The following is an 18,332-nucleotide window of genomic DNA, read 5'->3' as shown; positions in this document are numbered from 1 at the left end:
CCGCGTGCGTCAAGCGCGCCGGTCAGGCGTGGTGGCCGCGCGTCTGGGCTCCCGGGTCCTTGGCGGGCTTGGGCTCCTTGACGGGGGCGTCACCGCTGGCACGCAGCCGGCGGTAGTAGTCCTCCGCCTCCTGCTGACGCTCGGCCTCCACCGTGCCACCGATCTCCGCGCGCAGCAGCTCGGGGGAGAGCCCAAAGGCGTCCACGAGCTCCAGCGAGTACGGCCGCAGCCGCGCGATCAGGCGGTTGATGTAGGACTCCAGTGCACGGCCGCGGCGCATGGACAGGCGGCCGTAGGAGAGGTACCAGGCGAGGTCCTGCTCGATCAGGTGCAGGCCGAAGAGGTCCCGCAGCCACGTGAGCACGCGCTTGGTGTCCGGGTCCTCGATCTTCTCCAGACCGGAGGTGAACGCCTCCCACTGCAGCAGCTGCGCGTGGGAACGCGCTGCCTCCAGCAGCCGGTTCTGGTTGCGGTTGAAAGCCTCGGCCTGCTCGGTGCGGGACTTGCGGGCCACGGCGCGAAGCTCCTCCGCGACGTCCCCGACCATCGTCTGCACGCGGTCCGTGAGCAGCGCGCGCTGGGCGGCGGGATCGCGCAGGGCGTTAACGGACTTGCGGGAGTCCCCGGTGTCCGAGAACGCCTGGGTGAGCTTGCGCAGCCCCGAGCGGTTGAACCCCGCCTCGGTCGCACGGTCCGCCACGTAGCGGGCCATGACTCCCACGTCCGCGTTCTTGAACTCGGCCGAGTAGTCGTTGAGCAGGCGCTTGGCCACGAGCTGCAGCAGGATGGTGTTGTCGCCTTCGAAGGTCACATACACGTCCAGGTCCGCACGCAGCTCCACGAAGCGGTTCTTGGCCATGAAGCCTGCGCCGCCGCACGCCTCGCGGCACTCCTGCAGGGTGTCCAGGGCGCTCCAGGTGGACATGGGCTTGAACGCCGCCGCGAGGGTCTCGAGCTCCTGGCGGTTGCCGTCGGACTCGTCCTGCCCGGAGAAGACCTCGTGGAACTTGTCCAGCAGCTGCTGGTGGGCGAACGCCATCGCGTACGTCTCCGCGATGCGGGGAATCAGCCGGCGCTGGTGGCGCTGGTAGTCCAGCAGTGTCTGCTCGCGGATGTCCGAGTCCGAGGTGAACTGGCGGCGCTGCTCCGCGTAGCGCACGGCGATGCTCAGTGCGGCCTGGTTGGCGATCGTCGCCGCGCCGTCCAGGGACACGCGGCCCTGCACCAGGGTGCCGATCATCGTGAAGAAGCGGCGGCCCGGGGACGGGATGGGGGAGGAGTAGACGCCGTTCTCGTCCACGTCCCCGTACTTGTTGAGCAGGTTGGTGCGGGGCACGCGCACGTGGTCGAAGTGAAGGCGGCCATTGTCGATGCCGTTGAGCCCGCCTTTGCGGCCGTCGTCCTCGCCGCCCACACCGGGCAGGAACTCGCCGTTCTCGTCGCGCAGCGGCACGTAGAGGCAGTGCACGCCGTGGTTCATGCCGTCCACGATCAGCTGCGCGAACACGGTGGCGGCTCGGCCGTGCAGGGCGGCATTGCCCAGGTAGTCCTTCCACGCCGCCTTGAAGGGGGTGTGGATCTCGAACTCGTCCGTCTCGGGGATGTACGTGGCGGTGGTGCCGATCGAGGCGACGTCCGAGCCGTGGCCGATCTCCGTCATGGCGAACGCGCCGGGCATGCTGAGGTCCAGGATGGCAGGCAGCCACTTCTTGTGGTGCTCCTCGGTGCCCAGGTTCAGCACCGCGGAGCCGAACAGACCCCACTGCACGCCGGACTTGATCTGCAGAGAGGGGTCCGCCAGCACGAGCTCCTCGAACGCGGAGAGGTTCGCCCCGGGGCTCATGGCGCCGCCCACGCTCTCGGGCATGCCCAGGTACTGCGGCCCGGCCTCGGTGAGCAGCTTGAGCTGCTCCAGCGTGGTGGCGCGCTGGTCCGCGACCGTCTGGTCGTACTTGGACTGGAAGCGGGGATCCTCGGCGCGCTTGCGGGCAGCCAGGCGGGCCTCGGGCCAGCGCCCGAGCAGGATGGCGCCGAGCTCGGCGGTGTCGATGCCCGACGGCGCGGTGGCACCCTCCTCGGGCAGGTCCTCGATGCGATCGGTGTCCGGAATGGTTCCGCTGACCGAAGTGGTGGACATGGTGACTCCTGAATTTTCTCGTGGACGGTTGGTCCGTCCGGGGTGAGGGTCATGGTTGCGGGAAGAGGAAAAGGGTGAGGGGATGCAGAACTAGGGGTGGGTCGACGAGAGGGGCGATGCGACGTCGGGCCTTCCCGGCGGGCCGCCGCTGCCCAGGGGGCGCAGACCCTCCACGGCCCATGCGGTGATGGTGCTGCTCATGTCGTGACGGTCCGGAAGTCCCGGGGCGTCGCCCTGCGCGAGCCACGCCTCCCCGGCGCCGCGAACCATGCCCACGGTCGAGGCGGCCCAGCACCGCAGCACCGCGGTGTTCATGGCCTCGTCGCCGTGGAGCCGCAGGTGCTGCTCCACGAGCAGGTCCCGCACTGAGTCGACGAAACGCTCGATGGTGGAATCTTGCTCATCCGGGGCGGTCACGACGAAGCGGTAGACCTCGGCCGAGCCCGCAACGGAGCGAAGGTACTCCGAGACCAGCGCGTGGATCATGGCGGCGAAGGTGTCCGCCTCGCTCGCCGCGGCCACCATGCGGCGGCGCATCCGTGTCACGAAGTACTCGCCCACGGCCGCCTGCACGCCGGCCTTGTCCTTGAAGTACCGGTAGAACACGGACTTCGAGGTGCCGCACGCGGTGGCGATCTCCTCCATGGAGATGGCGGCGCCGTGCGCGGCCACGGCGTCGCGCGCGGCCGTGATCAGCTCTATGCGCCGCCTGGCGCGGTGTCGCTGCCAGCGGCTGTTTCTGCCATCGACGGGGTTCGTGACCTGTTTCACGATACCGAGAGTATCAGCTACTGTGGGCTTCAAGTGATCCACATCGCACAAACCCTCAGGAGCAACCCCCATGTCCGAGAACACACAGAAGCCGAACTCCACGTCCACGCACGCCGCGGGCAAGCACGCCTCGAACGCCGCCGGTCCCCGCCCCGTGGTGGTCGCTGGCAACCGCATTCCCTTCTCCCGGGCCGGCGGTGCGTACGCGAACGCGTCCAACCAGGACATGCTGACCGCCGCGCTCGACGGCCTCGTGGCACGCACCGGGATCGCCGGTGAGCGCCTGGGTGCCGTGGCCGCCGGCGCCGTCATCAAGCACTCGCGGGACTTCAACCTGACCCGCGAGTCCGTGCTGGGCTCCGCCCTGGACGCGGCCACCCCGGCCTACGATGTTCAGATGGCGTGCGCCACGGGCATGGAGACCGTCAACTCGATCTCCAACAAGATCCGCCTGGGTCAGATCGAGGCCGGCATCGCCGGTGGTGTCGACTCCTCCTCGGACGCGCCCATCGCCGTGAGCGAGCGGCTGCGCCACGCGCTGCTGCGCCTGCAGCGCGCCAAGACCACCGCCGAGAAGATCAAGGCGTTCAAGGGCCTGCGCCCCGGTGACCTGGCCCCCTCGGTCCCCACCTCGGGAGAGCCCCGCACGGGTCTGAGCATGGGTGAGCACCAGGCGATCACCGCACTGAAGTGGGAGATCACCCGCCTCGCGCAGGACGAGCTGGCCGCCGCGTCCCACAACAACCTCGCCGCAGCGTACGACCGCGGGTTCTTCGACGACCTCGTCACCCCGTTCAAGGGCCTGTCCAAGGACAACAACATGCGTCCGGGCTCCACCGTGGAGAAGCTCGGCGCCCTGAACCCCGTCTTCGGCAAGAAGCTTGCGGGGGAGGCAACCATGACCGCCGGTAACTCCACTCCGCTCACGGACGGTGCCTCCGCAGTGCTCATCACCACGGACGAGTGGGCCTCGGACCACGGCCTGACCCCGCTCGCGGAGGTCGTGGACAGCGAGGCCGCCGCGGTGGACTTCGTGACCGGCAACGAAGGCCTGCTGATGGCTCCGGCCTACGCCGTGCCGCGGCTGCTCGCCCGCCAGGGCCTCACGCTGCAGGACCTGGACCTCGTGGAGATCCACGAGGCATTCGCCTCCACCGTGCTGTCCATCATGAAGGCGTGGGAGTCCCCCGAGTTCTGCAAGGAGCGCCTGGGCCTGGACAAGCCGCTGGGCTCGATCGACCGCAGCAAGCTCAACGTCAACGGCTCGTCGCTGGCCACCGGCCACCCGTTCGCCGCCACCGGTGGTCGCATCGTGGCCTCCACAGCCAAGGAGCTCGCGGCGCGCGCCAAGGCGGAGGGCAAGCCGCAGACCGCACTGATCTCGGTGTGCGCCGCCGGCGGCCAGGGCGTGGCCATGCTGCTGCGCTCGGCCTGAGCACCGCACGGCAACCGCGAGACAACACGAGATCTGGGAGAGACGAACAGTGACTGACACATACCTGGACATGGTCAACTCGGGGCTGGGGAAGCAGGTCGCGGGCAAGCTCGGGCTGCCGCGCCCGGTGACCCTGCGCCGCTTCAAGGCCGGTGCGGACTTCCCCGAGGGCTCCGTGCTGGTGCTCGGCAAGGGCCGGGCCGCCGACGCCGCCGCGAAGGACCTGCTCGCGTGGGACCTCGACGTCCGGCGCACCGCGCAGGACGTGGACCGCGTGGGGGCCGTGGTCATCGACTACACCGAGGCGGAGACCCCCTCCCAGCTGGGTGGGCCCGCGCTGGAGCTGGCCTCCGCGCTGCGCAAGCTGCGTCGTGGCGGCCGCGTGATCACGCTGTCCCGTCCGGCGCTCGGGATCGGGACCGGCGCGGCGTCGGGCACTGCGGCGAACGCGGAGCCCCTGAGCCCCGCCGTCTCCGCGGCCCGCCAGGGCGTCGTCGGCATCCTGCGCTCCGTGGCCCAGGAGATGCGCGGCGGCGTGACCGCCAACGGCGTGCTGATCGCTGACGGGGTCTCCCCGGACGTGGCCAGCGTGACCGGGGCCATCCGCTTCTTCCTCTCCGGGCGCAGCGCGTACGTGGACGGCCAGTTCCTGACCGTCAGCGACGACCGCGGCGACGCCGGAGTGGACTGGGATCACCCGGTCGCCGGCAAGATCGCCGTGGTCACCGGTGCCGCCCGCGGCATCGGCGAGCAGGTCACCCGCACGCTGGCAGCCTCCGGCGCCACGGTGATCCCTGTGGACGTCCCCATGGCCGGTGACGCGCTCAGCACGCTCGCCAACGAGCTGCGCGTTCCCGCCCTGCAGCTGGACGTGACCGATCCCGAGGCCGGGCAGAAGATCCTGGACCTCGTCACCGCGCGCTACGGTCGTCTGGATCTCGTGGTCCACAACGCCGGGATCACGCGGGACAAGATGCTCGCCAACATGGACGCCGCCAAGTGGGACTCCGTGCTCGCGGTGAACATCGAGTCGCAGCTGCGGATCAACGAGACGCTGCTCGCCTCGAAGGACCTCGGACCGGCCCCGCGAATCGTGTGCCTCGCGTCTACGAGCGGCGTTGCGGGCAATCGCGGCCAGACCAACTATGCCGCCTCCAAGGCGGGCGTGATCGGTCTCGTCGCGGCCACGGCCCCGCTGATCGCGGCCAAGGGCGGCACCATCAACGCGGTGGCGCCCGGGTTCATCGAGTCGGACATGACGGCCAAGATCCCCGCGGCCCGCCGCCAGATCTCTCGCCGCCTGAACTCGCTGCAGCAGGGCGGGCTGCCCGTGGACGTTGCACAGGCCATCACGTTCCTGCTCTCGGACGCCGCCGGCGGCATCAACGGCCAGACGCTGCGCGTGTGCGGCCAGAGCCTGGTGGGGGCGTGATCGCATGAGCGAGGAACTGCCGGGGCTGCCCGGCGACTACGAGGTCGAGCTGCTCCGCGGACCCGTGAAGCTCCCGGGGCTCTACGCCTCGGCGGGCGCCCACGCGGCGGCGTCGGCACTGGGCGGCGCGGCGGCGTCGGCCACCCGCAGGTTGCTGCCCGCCCTGCGCAACTCGCCCGCGAAAAAGGTGCTGCCGGCGTCGCTGCGCGGGGAGGCACCGGAGCGCGTGGACGCGTCCCTGGAACTGCCGCGGGTGGCACACCAGGTGCGCGGGCTGAGCGCGGATCCCGAGTGGCACTGGAAGTTCTGCCGCGTGGTGCATGCAAGTCCGCATCCGGTGGCACCCGGTTCGGAGCTCAGCGCCGTGTACTCGGGCGCGCTGCACGCCCTCGCGTTCCCCGTGGCCATGTCCGTGCTGACACGCCCGGACTTCCCGCTGCCCGTGCTCGGCATGGTGCACCTGAGCAACACAGTCCACCACATCACGGACGTGGCGGTCGGCGAGCCCGTCACCGCCACGGCGTGGGTGGACAACCTGCAAGCGCACCGCTCCGGAACCCTGGTGGATGCGATGGTCACGCTGGGCCGCGAGGACGGCGACGTCGTGTGGGCCGGGCGCTCCACGTATCTCGCCAAGGGGGTTCACACCGCGATCGCCGGGCAGTCACCGAGCAGCGGTGACTCCGGGGAGACCGACAAGCGCGAGGAGTTCACGCCTCCGCACCCCACAGGCGAGTGGCGCCTCGGGGCCGGTACGGGACGCGAGTACGCGGCGGTCAGCGGCGACTACAACCCCATCCACCTCTCGGACCCGTCCGCGCGGGCCCTGGGCATGAAGTCCGCGATCGCGCACGGCATGTACACGGCGTCGCGCGCCCTCGCGATGACCGGTGTGCCCGCCGAGGTCCCGTTCGTGTGGTCGGTGGACTTCGCCACCCCCGTGCGGCTTCCTGCCACGGTGGCCGTGGCGGTGGACGACGACGGTCGCGGCCACTCCTGGCGCGGCTCCACCGTGGACGTGTGGGACCCCAAGCGCAACCGCCCCCATGCGCAGTTGCGGGTGACCGCCCTGTAGCGGGACCCAGCGCACAGCTGCGACGAGCGTCGCCCCCGGACCACTGCACGAGGTCCGGGGGCGGCGCTCGTCGTCGTTCGGCTCGGGCAGCGTGGGCCCGCAGGCGCGGGCCTCTGGGCGCGGGCTCGACGGCTCGGCGTCGTCCCCGGTGCGGCACGGGGCCCACTGTGGGACCGTGCCGGGACCGCGGACTCAGCGTGTCGGCGTCGTGGGTCACAATGGTGCGGTGAGCACAGAGACAGCCAAGACCGCCCAGCGGGCCACGGACGTGAACGGCCAGGACCTCAACCCGGAGGAGCCCAGCGAGGCACTGCGGGAGCAGTACGCCGAGCTCTCTGACCGGGTGCGCGAGGCGCGCGCCGCCTACTACGTGCACGACCAGCCCGTGATCTCGGACGCGGAGTACGACGCCCTGTACCGCGAACTCGAGGAGTTCGAGGCGTTGCACCCGGAGCTGAAGGCCAACGACTCACCCACGCAGGAGGTCGGCGGCGAGGTCGGTGTGGCGTTCAGCCCGGTCACGCACCTGGAGAAGATGTACTCGCTCGAGGACGTCTTCTCCACGGACGAGCTCGTGGCGTGGCTCGAGCGCGCGCAGCAGCAGGTCGAGCAGCTGCCGGGGGCACCGGAGGTCGCGTGGCTCAGCGAGGTCAAGATCGACGGTCTCGCGGTCAACCTCCTCTACCGCGACGGCGTACTCGTGCGCGCGGCCACGCGCGGGGATGGCACCACGGGCGAGGACATCACGCACAACGTGGCCACCATCAAAACCATCCCGCAGCGGCTCACCGGTGAGGACTTCCCGGAGGAGGTGGAGGTGCGTGGCGAGGTGTTCATCTCCTCCAAGGACTTCCGCGCGCTCAACGAGACGATGGTGGAGGAGGGGCGCGCGCCGTTCGCCAACCCCCGAAACGCGGCCGCGGGTTCGCTGCGCCAGAAGGATCCGGAGGTCACCGCGCGGCGACCGCTGTCCATGTTCGTGCACGGCATCGGCTACGTGCGCGGCGTCGAGCTGACCACGCAGTCCGAGGCCTACGACGTCCTCAAGGGCTGGGGGCTGCCCGTGAGCCCATATTCCCGAGTGCTGGCCTCGGTGCCCGAGGTCCTCGAGTTCATCGCCGAGTTCGGGGACAAGCGGCACAGCCTGCTGCACGAGATCGACGGCATCGTGGTCAAGGTGGACGACCGCCGCACGCAGTTCCGCCTCGGTTACACCTCCCGCGTGCCCCGCTGGGCGGTGGCATACAAGTACCCGCCGGAGGAGGTCAACACCAAGCTCCTGGACATCCTCGTGAACGTGGGGCGCACCGGGCGGGTCACTCCTTTCGGGCTCATGGACCCCGTGCGGGTGGCCGGTTCCACGGTGGAGATGGCCACACTGCACAACCAGGACGTGGTGAAGGCGAAGGGTGTGCTGATCGGGGACACCGTGGTGCTGCGCAAGGCCGGGGACGTGATCCCGGAGATCGTGGGACCCGTCGTTGCCCTGCGGGACGGTTCCGAGCGCGAGTTCGTGATGCCCACCGAGTGCCCGTCCTGCGGCACCCCGTTGCGCCCCGCCAAGGAGGGGGACGTGGACATTCGCTGCCCCAACGCGCAGACCTGCCCGTCCCAGCTGAAGGAGCGCGTGAACCACGCGGCCGGGCGCGGTGCGTTCGACATCGAGGCGCTCGGGGAGGAGGCCGCGAAGGCCCTGACCCAGCCCGTCCCGCTGGACGCCCCGGACGGCACCGACTTCTCGGCCCCGCCGCTGCGCAACGAGGCCGGGCTGTTCGACCTCAGCCCGCAGGACCTGCGGGACGTCATGGTGTGGCGTGACTCCCGGCGCACCGTCAAGGACCCCGAGACGGGCGAGAAGGTGCAGCGGGTCACGCCCGAGCTCGTCCCCTATTTCTGGACCAAGCCCACGAAGGCCAGGCCGAGCGCCCCGTCCAAGACCACGGAGCAGATGTTCGCGCAGCTGGAGAAAGCTAAGGACACAGACTTGTGGCGCGTGCTGGTGGCCCTGTCCATCCGGCACGTGGGACCCACGGCGGCTCGCTCACTGGCGGTCGCTTTCCGCAGCATGGATGCGATCCGCGCGGCGGACCAGGAGACCCTCGCCGGCACCGACGGCGTGGGGCCCGTGATCGCCCAGGCGGTGATCGAGTTCTTCGAGGAGCCGTGGCGGCGCAACGTGGTGCAGACCTGGGCCGAGGCCGGGGTCCGCATGGAGGAAGAGGTGGACGAGTCCACGCCCCGCACCCTGGAGGGGGTCACCGTGGTGGTCACAGGCTCGCTGGAGGGCTACAGCCGCGACTCCGCCAAGGAGGCCATCCTGGCGCGCGGCGGCAAGGCGGCCGGATCGGTCTCCAAGAAGACGGACTTCGTGGTGGCCGGCGAGAACGCGGGCAGCAAGCTGGACAAGGCCGAGTCCCTGGGTCTGACCGTCCTGGACGAGGCGGGCTTTGACCTGCTGCTCGCGCGGGGCCCGGCGGCGTTCGAGGACGCCGCGGCCGCGGCAGATGAGGAGTAGACCGGACATGGCTGACGCACTGGAGGGGCTGGGCCCCGGGACGGACGAGCTGGAGGACCTTTTGGCGGTTGCGCTGGAGGCGGCCGAGGCAGGGGCACAGGTGCTTCGCGGCAGGGACACTGCGCAGCTGCATGCCGTGAACAAGTCCTCGGAGGGGGACTGGGTGACGGCCTTCGACGTCGCCGCTGAGGACGCCGTCAGCGAGGTGCTGCGCGGGGCCAGGCCGTACGACGCGATCACCGGGGAGGAGTCCGGGACCTATGTGCCGGGCCAGCGTTCCGGCGTGCGCTGGTCCGTGGATCCCCTGGACGGCACCACCAACTTCATCCGGGACATCGTCTACTATTCCACCTCGGTGGCTGCGTGCGACGAGCACGGCAACTGGCTCGTGGGGGTTGTGAACGCTCCCGCCCTGGGGCGGATCTACTACGCCGTGGCGGGGCTTGGCGCCTGGGTGCGCCGCAACGGCAGGGACACCCGGTTGACGGGCCCGGTGCCTTTGCGACGGGGAGCGCTCTACGGGACGGGGTTCTCGTACGACCCCGCGGTGCGCCGCGAGCAGTTCGGCGCTTTCCTCGAGACCATGGAGAACTTCTCGGACATGCGCAGACTGGGAGCCGCATCACTGGACCTCTGCATGGTGGCGGAGGGGACCCTGGACGGGTACTCGGAACGGGGGCTGCACGAGCACGACTGGGCGGCCGGTGCGCTGATCGCCCACGAGGCCGGAGCGGTGGTGGAACGCCCCGATCTGCCCCCGCCGCCGGCGCTGTGTGAGGAAGAGCACACGGATCCTAGTGCGATTGTGAACGTCTACGAAAAGGCCCGTGTGGCCAGCGTCATCGCGGCGTGGGCGGCCAACTGAGCGGGAGATATCAGACCGTTATGCACTGGCTATCAGTCCGTTACCGTGGCGTGGCCGATGTGCGAGGTTGACCTCTGCGACGGGGGTGCCCTAGCGTGTCACGAGTTGAAGGGCCCTGCGGGCCGTGATATGCGCCCAAGACTGGGGTTGTCCCCAGAATTGGTATAACGAAAACGTAACGCTGCACTTGGCTGAACGCGGAATGTTACGCTATCGTTATCAACAACTTCCTCAGCGGACTTTCGTGAGCGGAAGTTCGCTACCGGACCACTGATCCGTGGTCTGGACTGTGCTGGATGCTGCTGCAACACCGTACGTCGTCTGTATGGCAGCATTCCGTAGTTTCTACCCCTAACACCAACTGTCAAGGGTAGACGACGGCGCGAAGACCCCCGGGGACGGGAGCGAGCGTAGGTGGCCTTACGGAGCATGATGAAGACTTCAACCGCTATTCGCCGTGGTGCCGCTGCTGTCGTGATGGGTGGTGTGGCCGTCGGTGCCTTCGCCGTTCCCGCCAACGCCGCTCCGAGCCTCGACGCAATCAAGCAGTGCGAGTCCGGCGGAAACTACCAGGCCGTCAACGCCTCCTCCGGTGCCTCCGGCGCCTACCAGTTCCTCGACAGCACCTGGGCCGGCATGTCCCAGTCCGCGGGCTACGCCCACGCCGCGGATGCGCCTGCCGCCGTCCAGGACGCTGCTGCCGCCGAGCTCATGGCCCGCTCCGGTGCCAGCCAGTGGGAGTGCTCCTCCATGATCTCCTCGGGTTCCTACTCGGCCCCCGCCGCCGCCGCGTCGGTGTCCACGCAGTCCTCCTCCGTGCAGGAGGCCGCCCCGGTCGAGCAGGCTGCCCCCGCCGCGCAGCAGGCCGCGCCGGTGAAGGAGACCGCACCCGTGCAGGAGACCGCGCCCGCTCAGGAGTCCGCTCCCGTGGCCCAGGCACCGGCTGTGGAGTACTCCGCCCCCGCTGCCCCCGTGCAGCAGGCTGCTCCGGCCGCCGGCACCTACACCGTGCAGGCCGGCGACACGCTGGGCACGATCGCCAACAAGCTGGGCGTCAACGGCGGATGGGAGGCCCTGTACGCGGCCAACTCCGGCTCCGTGGCCGATGCCAACCTGATCTTCCCGGGCCAGGTTCTCAACATCCCCGCCTGATTTCAGGCACTCGTCCCCCGGGACGAGCCGGTCGTGACGCTGAACTGATCAGCAGAATGCCCACTCGGAACCCCGTTCCCGCCCTCGTGGCGGGGACGGGGTTTCTGCGTTGCCGTTCAGTTGCAGGCAGGGGTGCGAGAATGGGTCCATGTGCCAGGAGATTGTGATCATCGGTGGCGGGATCGCCGGACTGTCCGCGGCGTCCGAACTCGCCCGGTTGCGGGGGGCAGGACACGGCATCCTGGTCCTGGAGGCCGAGGAGGACGTCGCACTGCACAGCTCCTCCCGGTCGGCGCAGCAACTGATCCCCGGCTACGGCCCGGGACCGGTGCTTGAGCTGACGCGCTGGAGCATCGACCAGATCCTGCGGGCGGGTGAGGAACTGGCGGCGCCGCTCGCCTGGCCTAGTGCGTTTGTGGTCGCCGGTCGCCCGGAGGACGTCGCAGCCATGGCGGCCCCGGGGATGCGGTCACTCAGCCGGGAAGACCTCGTTCTGCTCTGCCCCGAGCTTGCGGCGAACCCGGAGCGGTACCCCTCGGCGGCCGTGGACGACTCCGCCGTTCGGACGGATGCCTCGGCCCTCGTGGCGTGGCACCGTGCTCGGGCCGAGGCCGCCGGGGTGGAGATTCGCACGGACGCGCGCGTGGTGGGACTTTCCCCGCAAGAAGGAGAGACCTGGGTGGTCGACGTCGTCGGTTCCGGCAAGACGGCAGCGAGGTCGGAGACGGCGGTGCGGGCCCGTACGGTCGTCAATGCCGCGGGCTCGTGGGCCGAGCACGTCGGCGCGCTGGCGGGCGCCACCCCGCAGGGGCTCCAGCCCTACCGCCGCACGGCCGCGCTGGTGAGCCTCGCCGAGCCGTTCGTGCCCGAGCACCCGATGGTCGACGACGCCGCCCAGGACTGGTACTACCGCCCCGACCCGGTGGGGGCCATGATCTCCTGGGGTGAGGCGGAACCGAGCGAGCCCTGCGACGCCACTCCCCACGACGGCGCTGTTGCCGCTCTGATCGAGACCCTTGAACGGGAGACTGCCCTGCGGATCACCGGCACGGTCAAGGAGTGGACCGGTTTGCGCACCTCCCGCCCGAGCGACGTGCCAGTGTGCGGCTGGGATACCGCCGCTCCCGGGTTCTTCTGGCTGGCCGGCCAGGGCGGCTACGGCTTCCAGACCAGCTCTGCGCTCGCACGGGCCACCGCGGAACTCGTCGTTCAGGGGCGGGTGGGTTGGTGGCTGAGCGCGGACACGGTCGAGGCGCTTCGCCCGGCGGCCAGGGACGCGGACGTCGTCCTGCGGTGCCCCACCGGCACTGACGGGAACCCCGCTACCGGGGGAGCGGCGTTGTAGACCGCCCCGATCTCCTGCTGCCTGCCCGCAAGCTCAAGCACGCCGCGTTCGTGACGGGCAAGCGTGCCCTGCGGCTGTGGAGCACCATCGTGTTCGCCACGGTGAGGCGGGTGGGACCGCGCCACGCCGCGATGAGCCCGCACACGTTCGACCCGTCGCGGTATCACCGCTCGTTCCTGCCGCCGGACGCACCCGACCGGGGCCACGGGGGAGAGCAAGCTGCCTCGCAGTGTGTTCGTGCCGTGGCTCGGGGATAGCCCGTTGACACCGCGTCGACGGGAGAAACTGGTGGTTCTGCGGGAATGGATCGGGCTCCCGGTGGAGCTGGTGACCCCGGAGAACCTGAGCGACTGGATGCTGCCCCAGCACCCGCTCCACCGGGCCTACGAGAACCTCTCCCTGGTCTGCCGTTCCAACTACCTGCGCGCGTCCCTGACGCACCACCACGGGGGCGGCTACTGCGACCTTAAGGCGTCGGCGGCGGGTTGACAGGACGCATTTGTCCGCGCGGAACGGAACCCGGAGGCGTGGTTGACGGGTTGTGCCGAGGCAGCAGCAGGGGGCGTGACTCGCTTGCCGGAAGACCTCAAACTTGTGGGCTGCCCGGTCTCCTGGACCCGGCTCCTCGGCGGGGTCCTGCACCCGCGGCGGCTCAAGCACCTGGAGTGCGCGAGGCAGGACCCGGACCTGCTGCTCGAGTTCGAGAACTACCAGTAGACACGACGGCGCCGCCGCGGCGGGAGCGGCCGCTTCACCGTCGACGTCGGTCGGGACGTGGCCCTGTCGGGGACGCGCCGGGTGCGCCCGGTCCAGCTCACCAGGACGGACGAGTTCGGTCCAGGCCACGGCGTCTGTCACGCCCGGCCCGACCTGCGGCGACGCCGCCCGGTCCCGGGGTGCTCAGTCCGCGACGCCCAGGCAGCGCATGAGCCACGCGTACTCCCACGCGGTGTCCTTCCACTGGGCGTACCTGCCGGAGGCACCACCGTGACCGCCGGCCATCTCGCAGCGCAGCAGCACGGTCTCCGGGTGCGCAACCTTGGTGCGCAGCTCCGCAACCCACTTCGCGGGCTCAACGTACAGCACGCGGGTGTCGTTGAGGCTCGTCACCGCGAGGATCGGCGGGTAGTTGGCATCGCGCACATTTTCGTAGGGGGAGTAGGAACGCATGTACTCGTAGACCTCTGCGGACTCCACGGGGTTGCCCCACTCCTCCCACTCGAGGGCGGTCAGTGGCAGCTCGGGCATGAGCATGGAGGTCAGCGCGTCCACGAACGGCACCGCGGCCAGCCCGCCGCAGTACAGCTCGGGGGCGAGGTTCAGCACCGCGCCCGCGAGCAGACCGCCCGCCGAACCGCCCATCAGCGCGATTCGCCGCGCATCCACGTCCTGGCGTGCGGCCAGGTGCCGGGTCACGGCCACGAAATCGGTGAAGGTGTTGGTTTTGGTGTTCTTCTTGCCGTCCTCGTACCACGCGCGTCCCAGCTCACCGCCGCCGCGCACGTGGGCCACGGCCCAGATCACACCGCGGTCCAGCAGGGACAGCCGCGAGATGGAGAACGCCGGGTCCGTGCTGATCTCGTAGGAGCCGTACGCGTACTGCAGCACGGGCGCGGGCACCGCGGGGTCCAGGTCTGCGCGGCGGATCATGCTCACGGGAATCCGCGTGCCGTCCTCCGCGACCGCCCAGTCCCGCTCCACGGTGTAGTCCTCGCTGCGGTACCCGCCCAGCACAGTGGCCTCGCGCCGCAGCGCGGGCTCACCCACGCCGAACGCGTCCAGCGCACCGGCCCCGGGCTCGCCCGTGGGGATGTCGTACACGCGCGGCGGCGTCACGAAGGATGTGTAGGACAAGCGCACCACCGAGTTCTCGTACTCGGCGGAGAGCACGCCGGTGCTGCTGAGGTCCTCGTCGAACGCGGCCTGTGTCCCGGTCAGCAGCCCGGCGTTCGCCGCCGTGCCGGTGCCCGCAGACGACGGCGCCGCACCGCCCGCCCGTGCGTCCGTTCCGTCGTGCGCCATCCCGGTCACCAGTGGTTCCAGGGCCGTGCGGGGGATCAGGCGCACCCGGGGCGTGGTGTCCTCACGCAGGGCCACCACCAGGTGGGTGGCCGTGGGGATTGCGGACTCCACGCGCACGGTGTCCGAGGCGGGGACCACGTCCACCAGCTCCACCTCCGTGAGGCCCCGCCCAGCGTGCTCCATCGGCATGAGGCTGACGCGCCCGTTCGGGGCGTGCGCGTCGTGGGAGAGCAGCAGCACATCGGTGCCGGCCACGGTGAGCGGCTCCACCTCGTAGAACACCCGCTCCTCGCGGGAGAGCACAACCCGCCACGGCAGGTCCACAGGGGCCTCGGGGTGTGCCTCCTCCGTGCCGTCACTACGACCGGGGTCCGCCCCCATGCGCTCGTCGGGCGCGTCCTGGTGCGCGGGGGAGGGCGCCGCTCCGGAGGACGGGCCACGGGAACCCGGCGCGGCGGCGTCGTGCTCCGGGGTGTGTGAACCGCGCGCGGCAGCGTCGGCGGCGGAAAGCTCGCTCAGGCGCAGGACGCTGTACTCGCTGTACTCCGAGCACGAGGAGGAGAGCATGAGCCACTGCTTGTCCGCGGAGAGCTCCGCACCGAGCCACAGGCCGGGATCATCCTCCTGGAACAGCAGCTGGTCTGCGGAGACGTCCGTGCCGATCACGTGGCGGTACACGCGGTACGGGCGCCAGGACTCATCCACCACGGTGTAGACCACCTGCGAGGCGTCCGGGGTGAGGAACGCACCGTAGGAGGTCTGGGGGATCCGGTCCGCGAGCAGCGCCCCGGTGGTGAGGTCCTTGACGTGGACGGTGAACCGCTCGTCCCCGGCGGTGTCCTCGGACCACGCGAGCCGGGAGCCGTCCTCGGCCACGCTGAACGCGCCGAGCGCGTAGAAGTCGTGCTCCTGCGCCGCGGCGTTCGCGTCCAGGAGGGTCTGCTCACCGTCCAGGGGCGTCCCGGGCTCCACGGCGGGCGGGGTCCAGTCTGCAGGGTCCGCCGCGGGTACCCGGCAGAACACCTGGTGGGCGCCGCCCTCCACGGTGCGCGCGAAGTACCACCAGTCCCCGTGGCGGTTGGGGACCGAGAGGTCCGTCTCCTGGGTGCGGTCCTTGATCTCCGTGTAGATGCGCTCCCGCAGCGGGGCGAGGTCTGCAGTGACCGCTTCCGCGTAGGCGTTCTCACCGTCCAGGTGTGCCCGGACCTCGGGGGAGTCCTTCTCCCGCAGCCACTCGTAGGGGTCGCAGAACGTGTGGCCGTGGAAAGTGCGCTTTACGGGACTGCGGGGGGCCACGGGGAAGGTCTGCTGCTCGGAAGTCATGCGCCCCAGTCTAGGGACGTGCCGGCGGGCCGTGCGGGTGCCCGACCGCACGGCCCGCCGGGGTGGTGTTGCCTTCCAGCTCCGGCTCGTCGCGCCGGGTGCTGCGCCCCGTCCCCGCGTGCCCCAGGACCGGCGGACGCCGGCCCGCGCGCTCCGGGACCGGGGTCCGCGACCGGTGGCGCGGCCCTCAGCCCCGCAGGGCCTCCCGCCACTTGAGCGCTCTGCCGGTGCGCAGGATGGAGCGTTCGTAGATCACCGCGGCGAGCCAGATGGCCAGGGCGGTTGTCACGACCAGCAGCACCAGCGAACCGACGTGCTCCCACCCCTGCCCCTGCCCCAGGAAGATGCGCAGCGGCACGGCCACCGGGGCGGAGAACGGGATCCAGCTCATGATGCGCAGCGCCTCCGGGTTGTCGTTGAAGAAGATGACCCCGAAGTAGGGGAGCATGATCAGCATCATCACGGGCATGGATGTGGAGCCGATGTCCTCCTGCCGGGACACCATGGACGCAGCGGCGGCATAGAGGGCCGCGATCATCACGAACCCGGTGGAGAACAGCACCACGAACCACAGGATGGGTACGCCCATCCCGTCCAGAGGCAGCACGTCCCCGTTGATCTGCAGGCCCAGCAGCAGCGCACCAGCCAGCAGGGCCACCTGCAGGATGGCCATGGCCGCGTTGCCCAGCACCTTGCCGGCCATCATGGCCCGCGCCGGGACCGCGGCGAGCAGGATCTCCACGACCCGCGACTGCTTCTCCTCGATCACGGACACCGCGATCTGCTGGCCGAACGTCACGGAGGCCATGAAGAACACGAGCCCAAAGCCGAAAGACATGAGGTATCGCAGCGCGGGGTTCGGCGCGGTGGGATCCAGCAGCTCCACTCCCGGGCGCGTGGACAGCGCCTGCACCAGATCCGAGGGGGCGTCCGTCATGGCCAGGACACTCACACCGGCCGGACTGTCCGGATCCGGCACCACGGCGGCGTCGGCCGCACCCGAGAGCACCGCCTCCCGGGCCGCATCCTCGGAACCGACGGTCTGCGGGGCGTAGTCCTCGCCGAGGGCCTGGACGGACGGCACGGTCTGCTCCACCACGGCCACGCGGGTAGCGCCCCCGGCGAAGAGGTCGCCCAGGCGTGGCACGAGCAGCGTGGCGGCCAGTGCGGCGGCCAGCAGGATCAGCGTGGTGATAATGAACGGCTTGGAGGCGGCCTTCACCTTCATCTCGCGCGCGGCCACGGTGCCCACCGCGGTCCAGAAGGATGTGCGCCGCGGGCTGCGCGGCTGCGTGGTGCGATCAGGGGTGCTGGTGACGGTGCTCATCGGGTGACCTCCGTGAAGATCTCGTGCAGGGTGCGGGTGACAGGTCCGAAGCGGTGGACGGTACCCCGGGCCACGGCGTGGGCAAGGACGGCGTGGGCGGCGGCCTCGGAGTCGGCCAGGAAGTGCACGCGCCCGCCGTCGAAGGAGAGCACCTCCACGCCGGGTGCTTCGCGCACCCAGCCGGTGTCCGCGGCGGCGTCGAGCTCCCACTCGGGCTGCGTGTGCGCAGCCAGCAGCTCGGAGCGCGAGCCCGCGGCGCGCACCCGCCCGTCCGCGAGGATGACGAGCTCGTCGCACAGCCGCTCCACGACGTCCAGCTGGTGGGAGGAGAACAGGACAGGAACCCCGGTGTCCGCGGTCTCGCGCAGCACCTGCACCGTGGTCTCCACGGCGTGGGGGTCCAGCCCGGAGAAGGGCTCGTCCAGCACGAGGGCCACGGGATCGTGCACCAGGGCGGCGGCGATCTGGGCCCGCTGCTGGTTGCCCAGGGACAGCTCCTCGAGCCTGCTGCCCGCGCGGTCGCGGAGCCCCAGGCGCTCGAGCAGCGCCATGGCCCGGGCCTTCGCGTCCGCGCCGGTCATGCTGTGCAACCGGCCCAGGTAGACCAGCTGGTCCAGCACGGTCATCTTGGGGTAGAGCCCACGCTCCTCGGGCATGTACCCGATGCCAGCACGGTAGTCCGCGGTGATGGGGGAGCCGTCCACCTCGATCTGCCCCGATTCCACCGACAGCACGCCCAGGAGGATGCGCATGGTGGTGGTCTTGCCCGCGCCGTTGCCGCCCACGAACCCCGTCATGAGGCCAGGGCGGATGCTGAAGGTCAGATCCTTGAGCACGTGCGCCGACCCGAAGGACTTGTTCACCCCGTTCACTGTGATCATGGTCCGAGCCTAGGAAGGCCCGGGCGCGTCCACCTCCCCCTCGGGGTGGATC

General features: G+C 70.4%; 14 protein-coding genes. 9 read left to right on the top strand and 5 right to left on the bottom strand.

Annotated features, from left to right (window positions below; translation table 11 throughout):
* Window positions 1-22: 22 nt before the first annotated feature.
* Together B3G12_RS00620 and B3G12_RS00615 are read right to left on the bottom strand one after the other, a co-directional pair.
* Window positions 23-2,137 (bottom strand): acyl-CoA dehydrogenase, encoded by a 2,115-nt coding sequence (locus B3G12_RS00620; RefSeq protein ID WP_145010532.1) that lies wholly within the window; start codon window positions 2,135-2,137, stop codon window positions 23-25.
* A 90-nt stretch (window positions 2,138-2,227) separates the two neighbouring features.
* Window positions 2,228-2,908 (bottom strand): TetR/AcrR family transcriptional regulator, encoded by a 681-nt coding sequence (locus tag B3G12_RS00615; protein WP_244944767.1) that lies wholly within the window; start codon window positions 2,906-2,908, stop codon window positions 2,228-2,230.
* Window positions 2,909-2,978: 70 nt separating this feature from the next.
* Between B3G12_RS00615 and B3G12_RS00610 the strand changes: the two genes are divergently transcribed.
* From B3G12_RS00610 to B3G12_RS00570, 9 genes are all read left to right on the top strand, one after another.
* Window positions 2,979-4,343 (top strand): acetyl-CoA C-acetyltransferase, encoded by a 1,365-nt coding sequence (locus B3G12_RS00610; protein WP_290498578.1) that lies wholly within the window; start codon window positions 2,979-2,981, stop codon window positions 4,341-4,343.
* A gap of 49 nt (window positions 4,344-4,392) precedes the next feature.
* Entirely contained in the window at window positions 4,393-5,775 is a 1,383-nt protein-coding gene (locus B3G12_RS00605) for a 3-oxoacyl-ACP reductase (RefSeq protein WP_144942319.1), read from the top strand.
* A 4-nt stretch (window positions 5,776-5,779) separates the two neighbouring features.
* The gene (locus B3G12_RS00600) at window positions 5,780-6,850 is read left to right on the top strand and encodes a MaoC family dehydratase (RefSeq protein WP_290498577.1); all 1,071 of its coding nucleotides are present in this window, start codon (window positions 5,780-5,782) and stop codon (window positions 6,848-6,850) included.
* A gap of 226 nt (window positions 6,851-7,076) precedes the next feature.
* Entirely contained in the window at window positions 7,077-9,365 is a 2,289-nt protein-coding gene (gene ligA, locus B3G12_RS00595) for an NAD-dependent DNA ligase LigA (RefSeq protein ID WP_144942317.1), read from the top strand.
* Between the two features lie 7 nt (window positions 9,366-9,372).
* A complete protein-coding gene (locus B3G12_RS00590; RefSeq protein WP_144942316.1) occupies window positions 9,373-10,230 on the top strand; it encodes an inositol monophosphatase family protein in 858 nt (285 codons plus the stop codon).
* Between the two features lie 429 nt (window positions 10,231-10,659).
* Window positions 10,660-11,382: a LysM peptidoglycan-binding domain-containing protein gene (locus B3G12_RS00585; protein ID WP_144942315.1), complete on the top strand. Its 723-nt coding sequence runs from the start codon at window positions 10,660-10,662 to the stop codon at window positions 11,380-11,382.
* Between the two features lie 148 nt (window positions 11,383-11,530).
* Window positions 11,531-12,727: an NAD(P)/FAD-dependent oxidoreductase gene (locus B3G12_RS00580; protein ID WP_144942314.1), complete on the top strand. Its 1,197-nt coding sequence runs from the start codon at window positions 11,531-11,533 to the stop codon at window positions 12,725-12,727.
* A gap of 288 nt (window positions 12,728-13,015) precedes the next feature.
* Window positions 13,016-13,216, top strand: coding sequence for a hypothetical protein (locus B3G12_RS00575; RefSeq protein WP_144942313.1), 201 nt, complete (start codon window positions 13,016-13,018; stop codon window positions 13,214-13,216).
* A gap of 75 nt (window positions 13,217-13,291) precedes the next feature.
* Window positions 13,292-13,444 (top strand): hypothetical protein, encoded by a 153-nt coding sequence (locus tag B3G12_RS00570; protein WP_153245906.1) that lies wholly within the window; start codon window positions 13,292-13,294, stop codon window positions 13,442-13,444.
* Window positions 13,445-13,627: 183 nt separating this feature from the next.
* On the opposite strand, the gene B3G12_RS00565 is transcribed toward B3G12_RS00570, so the two are convergent.
* From B3G12_RS00565 to B3G12_RS00555, 3 genes are all read right to left on the bottom strand, one after another.
* Window positions 13,628-16,072, bottom strand: coding sequence for a S9 family peptidase (locus tag B3G12_RS00565; RefSeq protein ID WP_144942312.1), 2,445 nt, complete (start codon window positions 16,070-16,072; stop codon window positions 13,628-13,630).
* Between the two features lie 187 nt (window positions 16,073-16,259).
* Complete coding sequence (locus tag B3G12_RS00560) at window positions 16,260-17,399, bottom strand: ABC transporter permease (protein ID WP_144942311.1); 1,140 nt, start codon at window positions 17,397-17,399, stop codon at window positions 16,260-16,262.
* A complete protein-coding gene (locus tag B3G12_RS00555; protein WP_144942310.1) occupies window positions 17,396-18,280 on the bottom strand; it encodes an ABC transporter ATP-binding protein in 885 nt (294 codons plus the stop codon). Before B3G12_RS00555 ends, B3G12_RS00560 begins: the two co-directional genes overlap by 4 nt.
* Window positions 18,281-18,332 lie beyond the last annotated feature (52 nt).

The organism is Kocuria sp. UBA5001, assembly GCF_002398425.1.
GTDB classification, from domain to species: Bacteria; Actinomycetota; Actinomycetes; order Actinomycetales; family Micrococcaceae; genus Kocuria; species Kocuria salsicia.
Note: the sequence above shows the minus strand (reverse complement) of the source record. Positions and strands in the feature narration are given on the sequence as shown.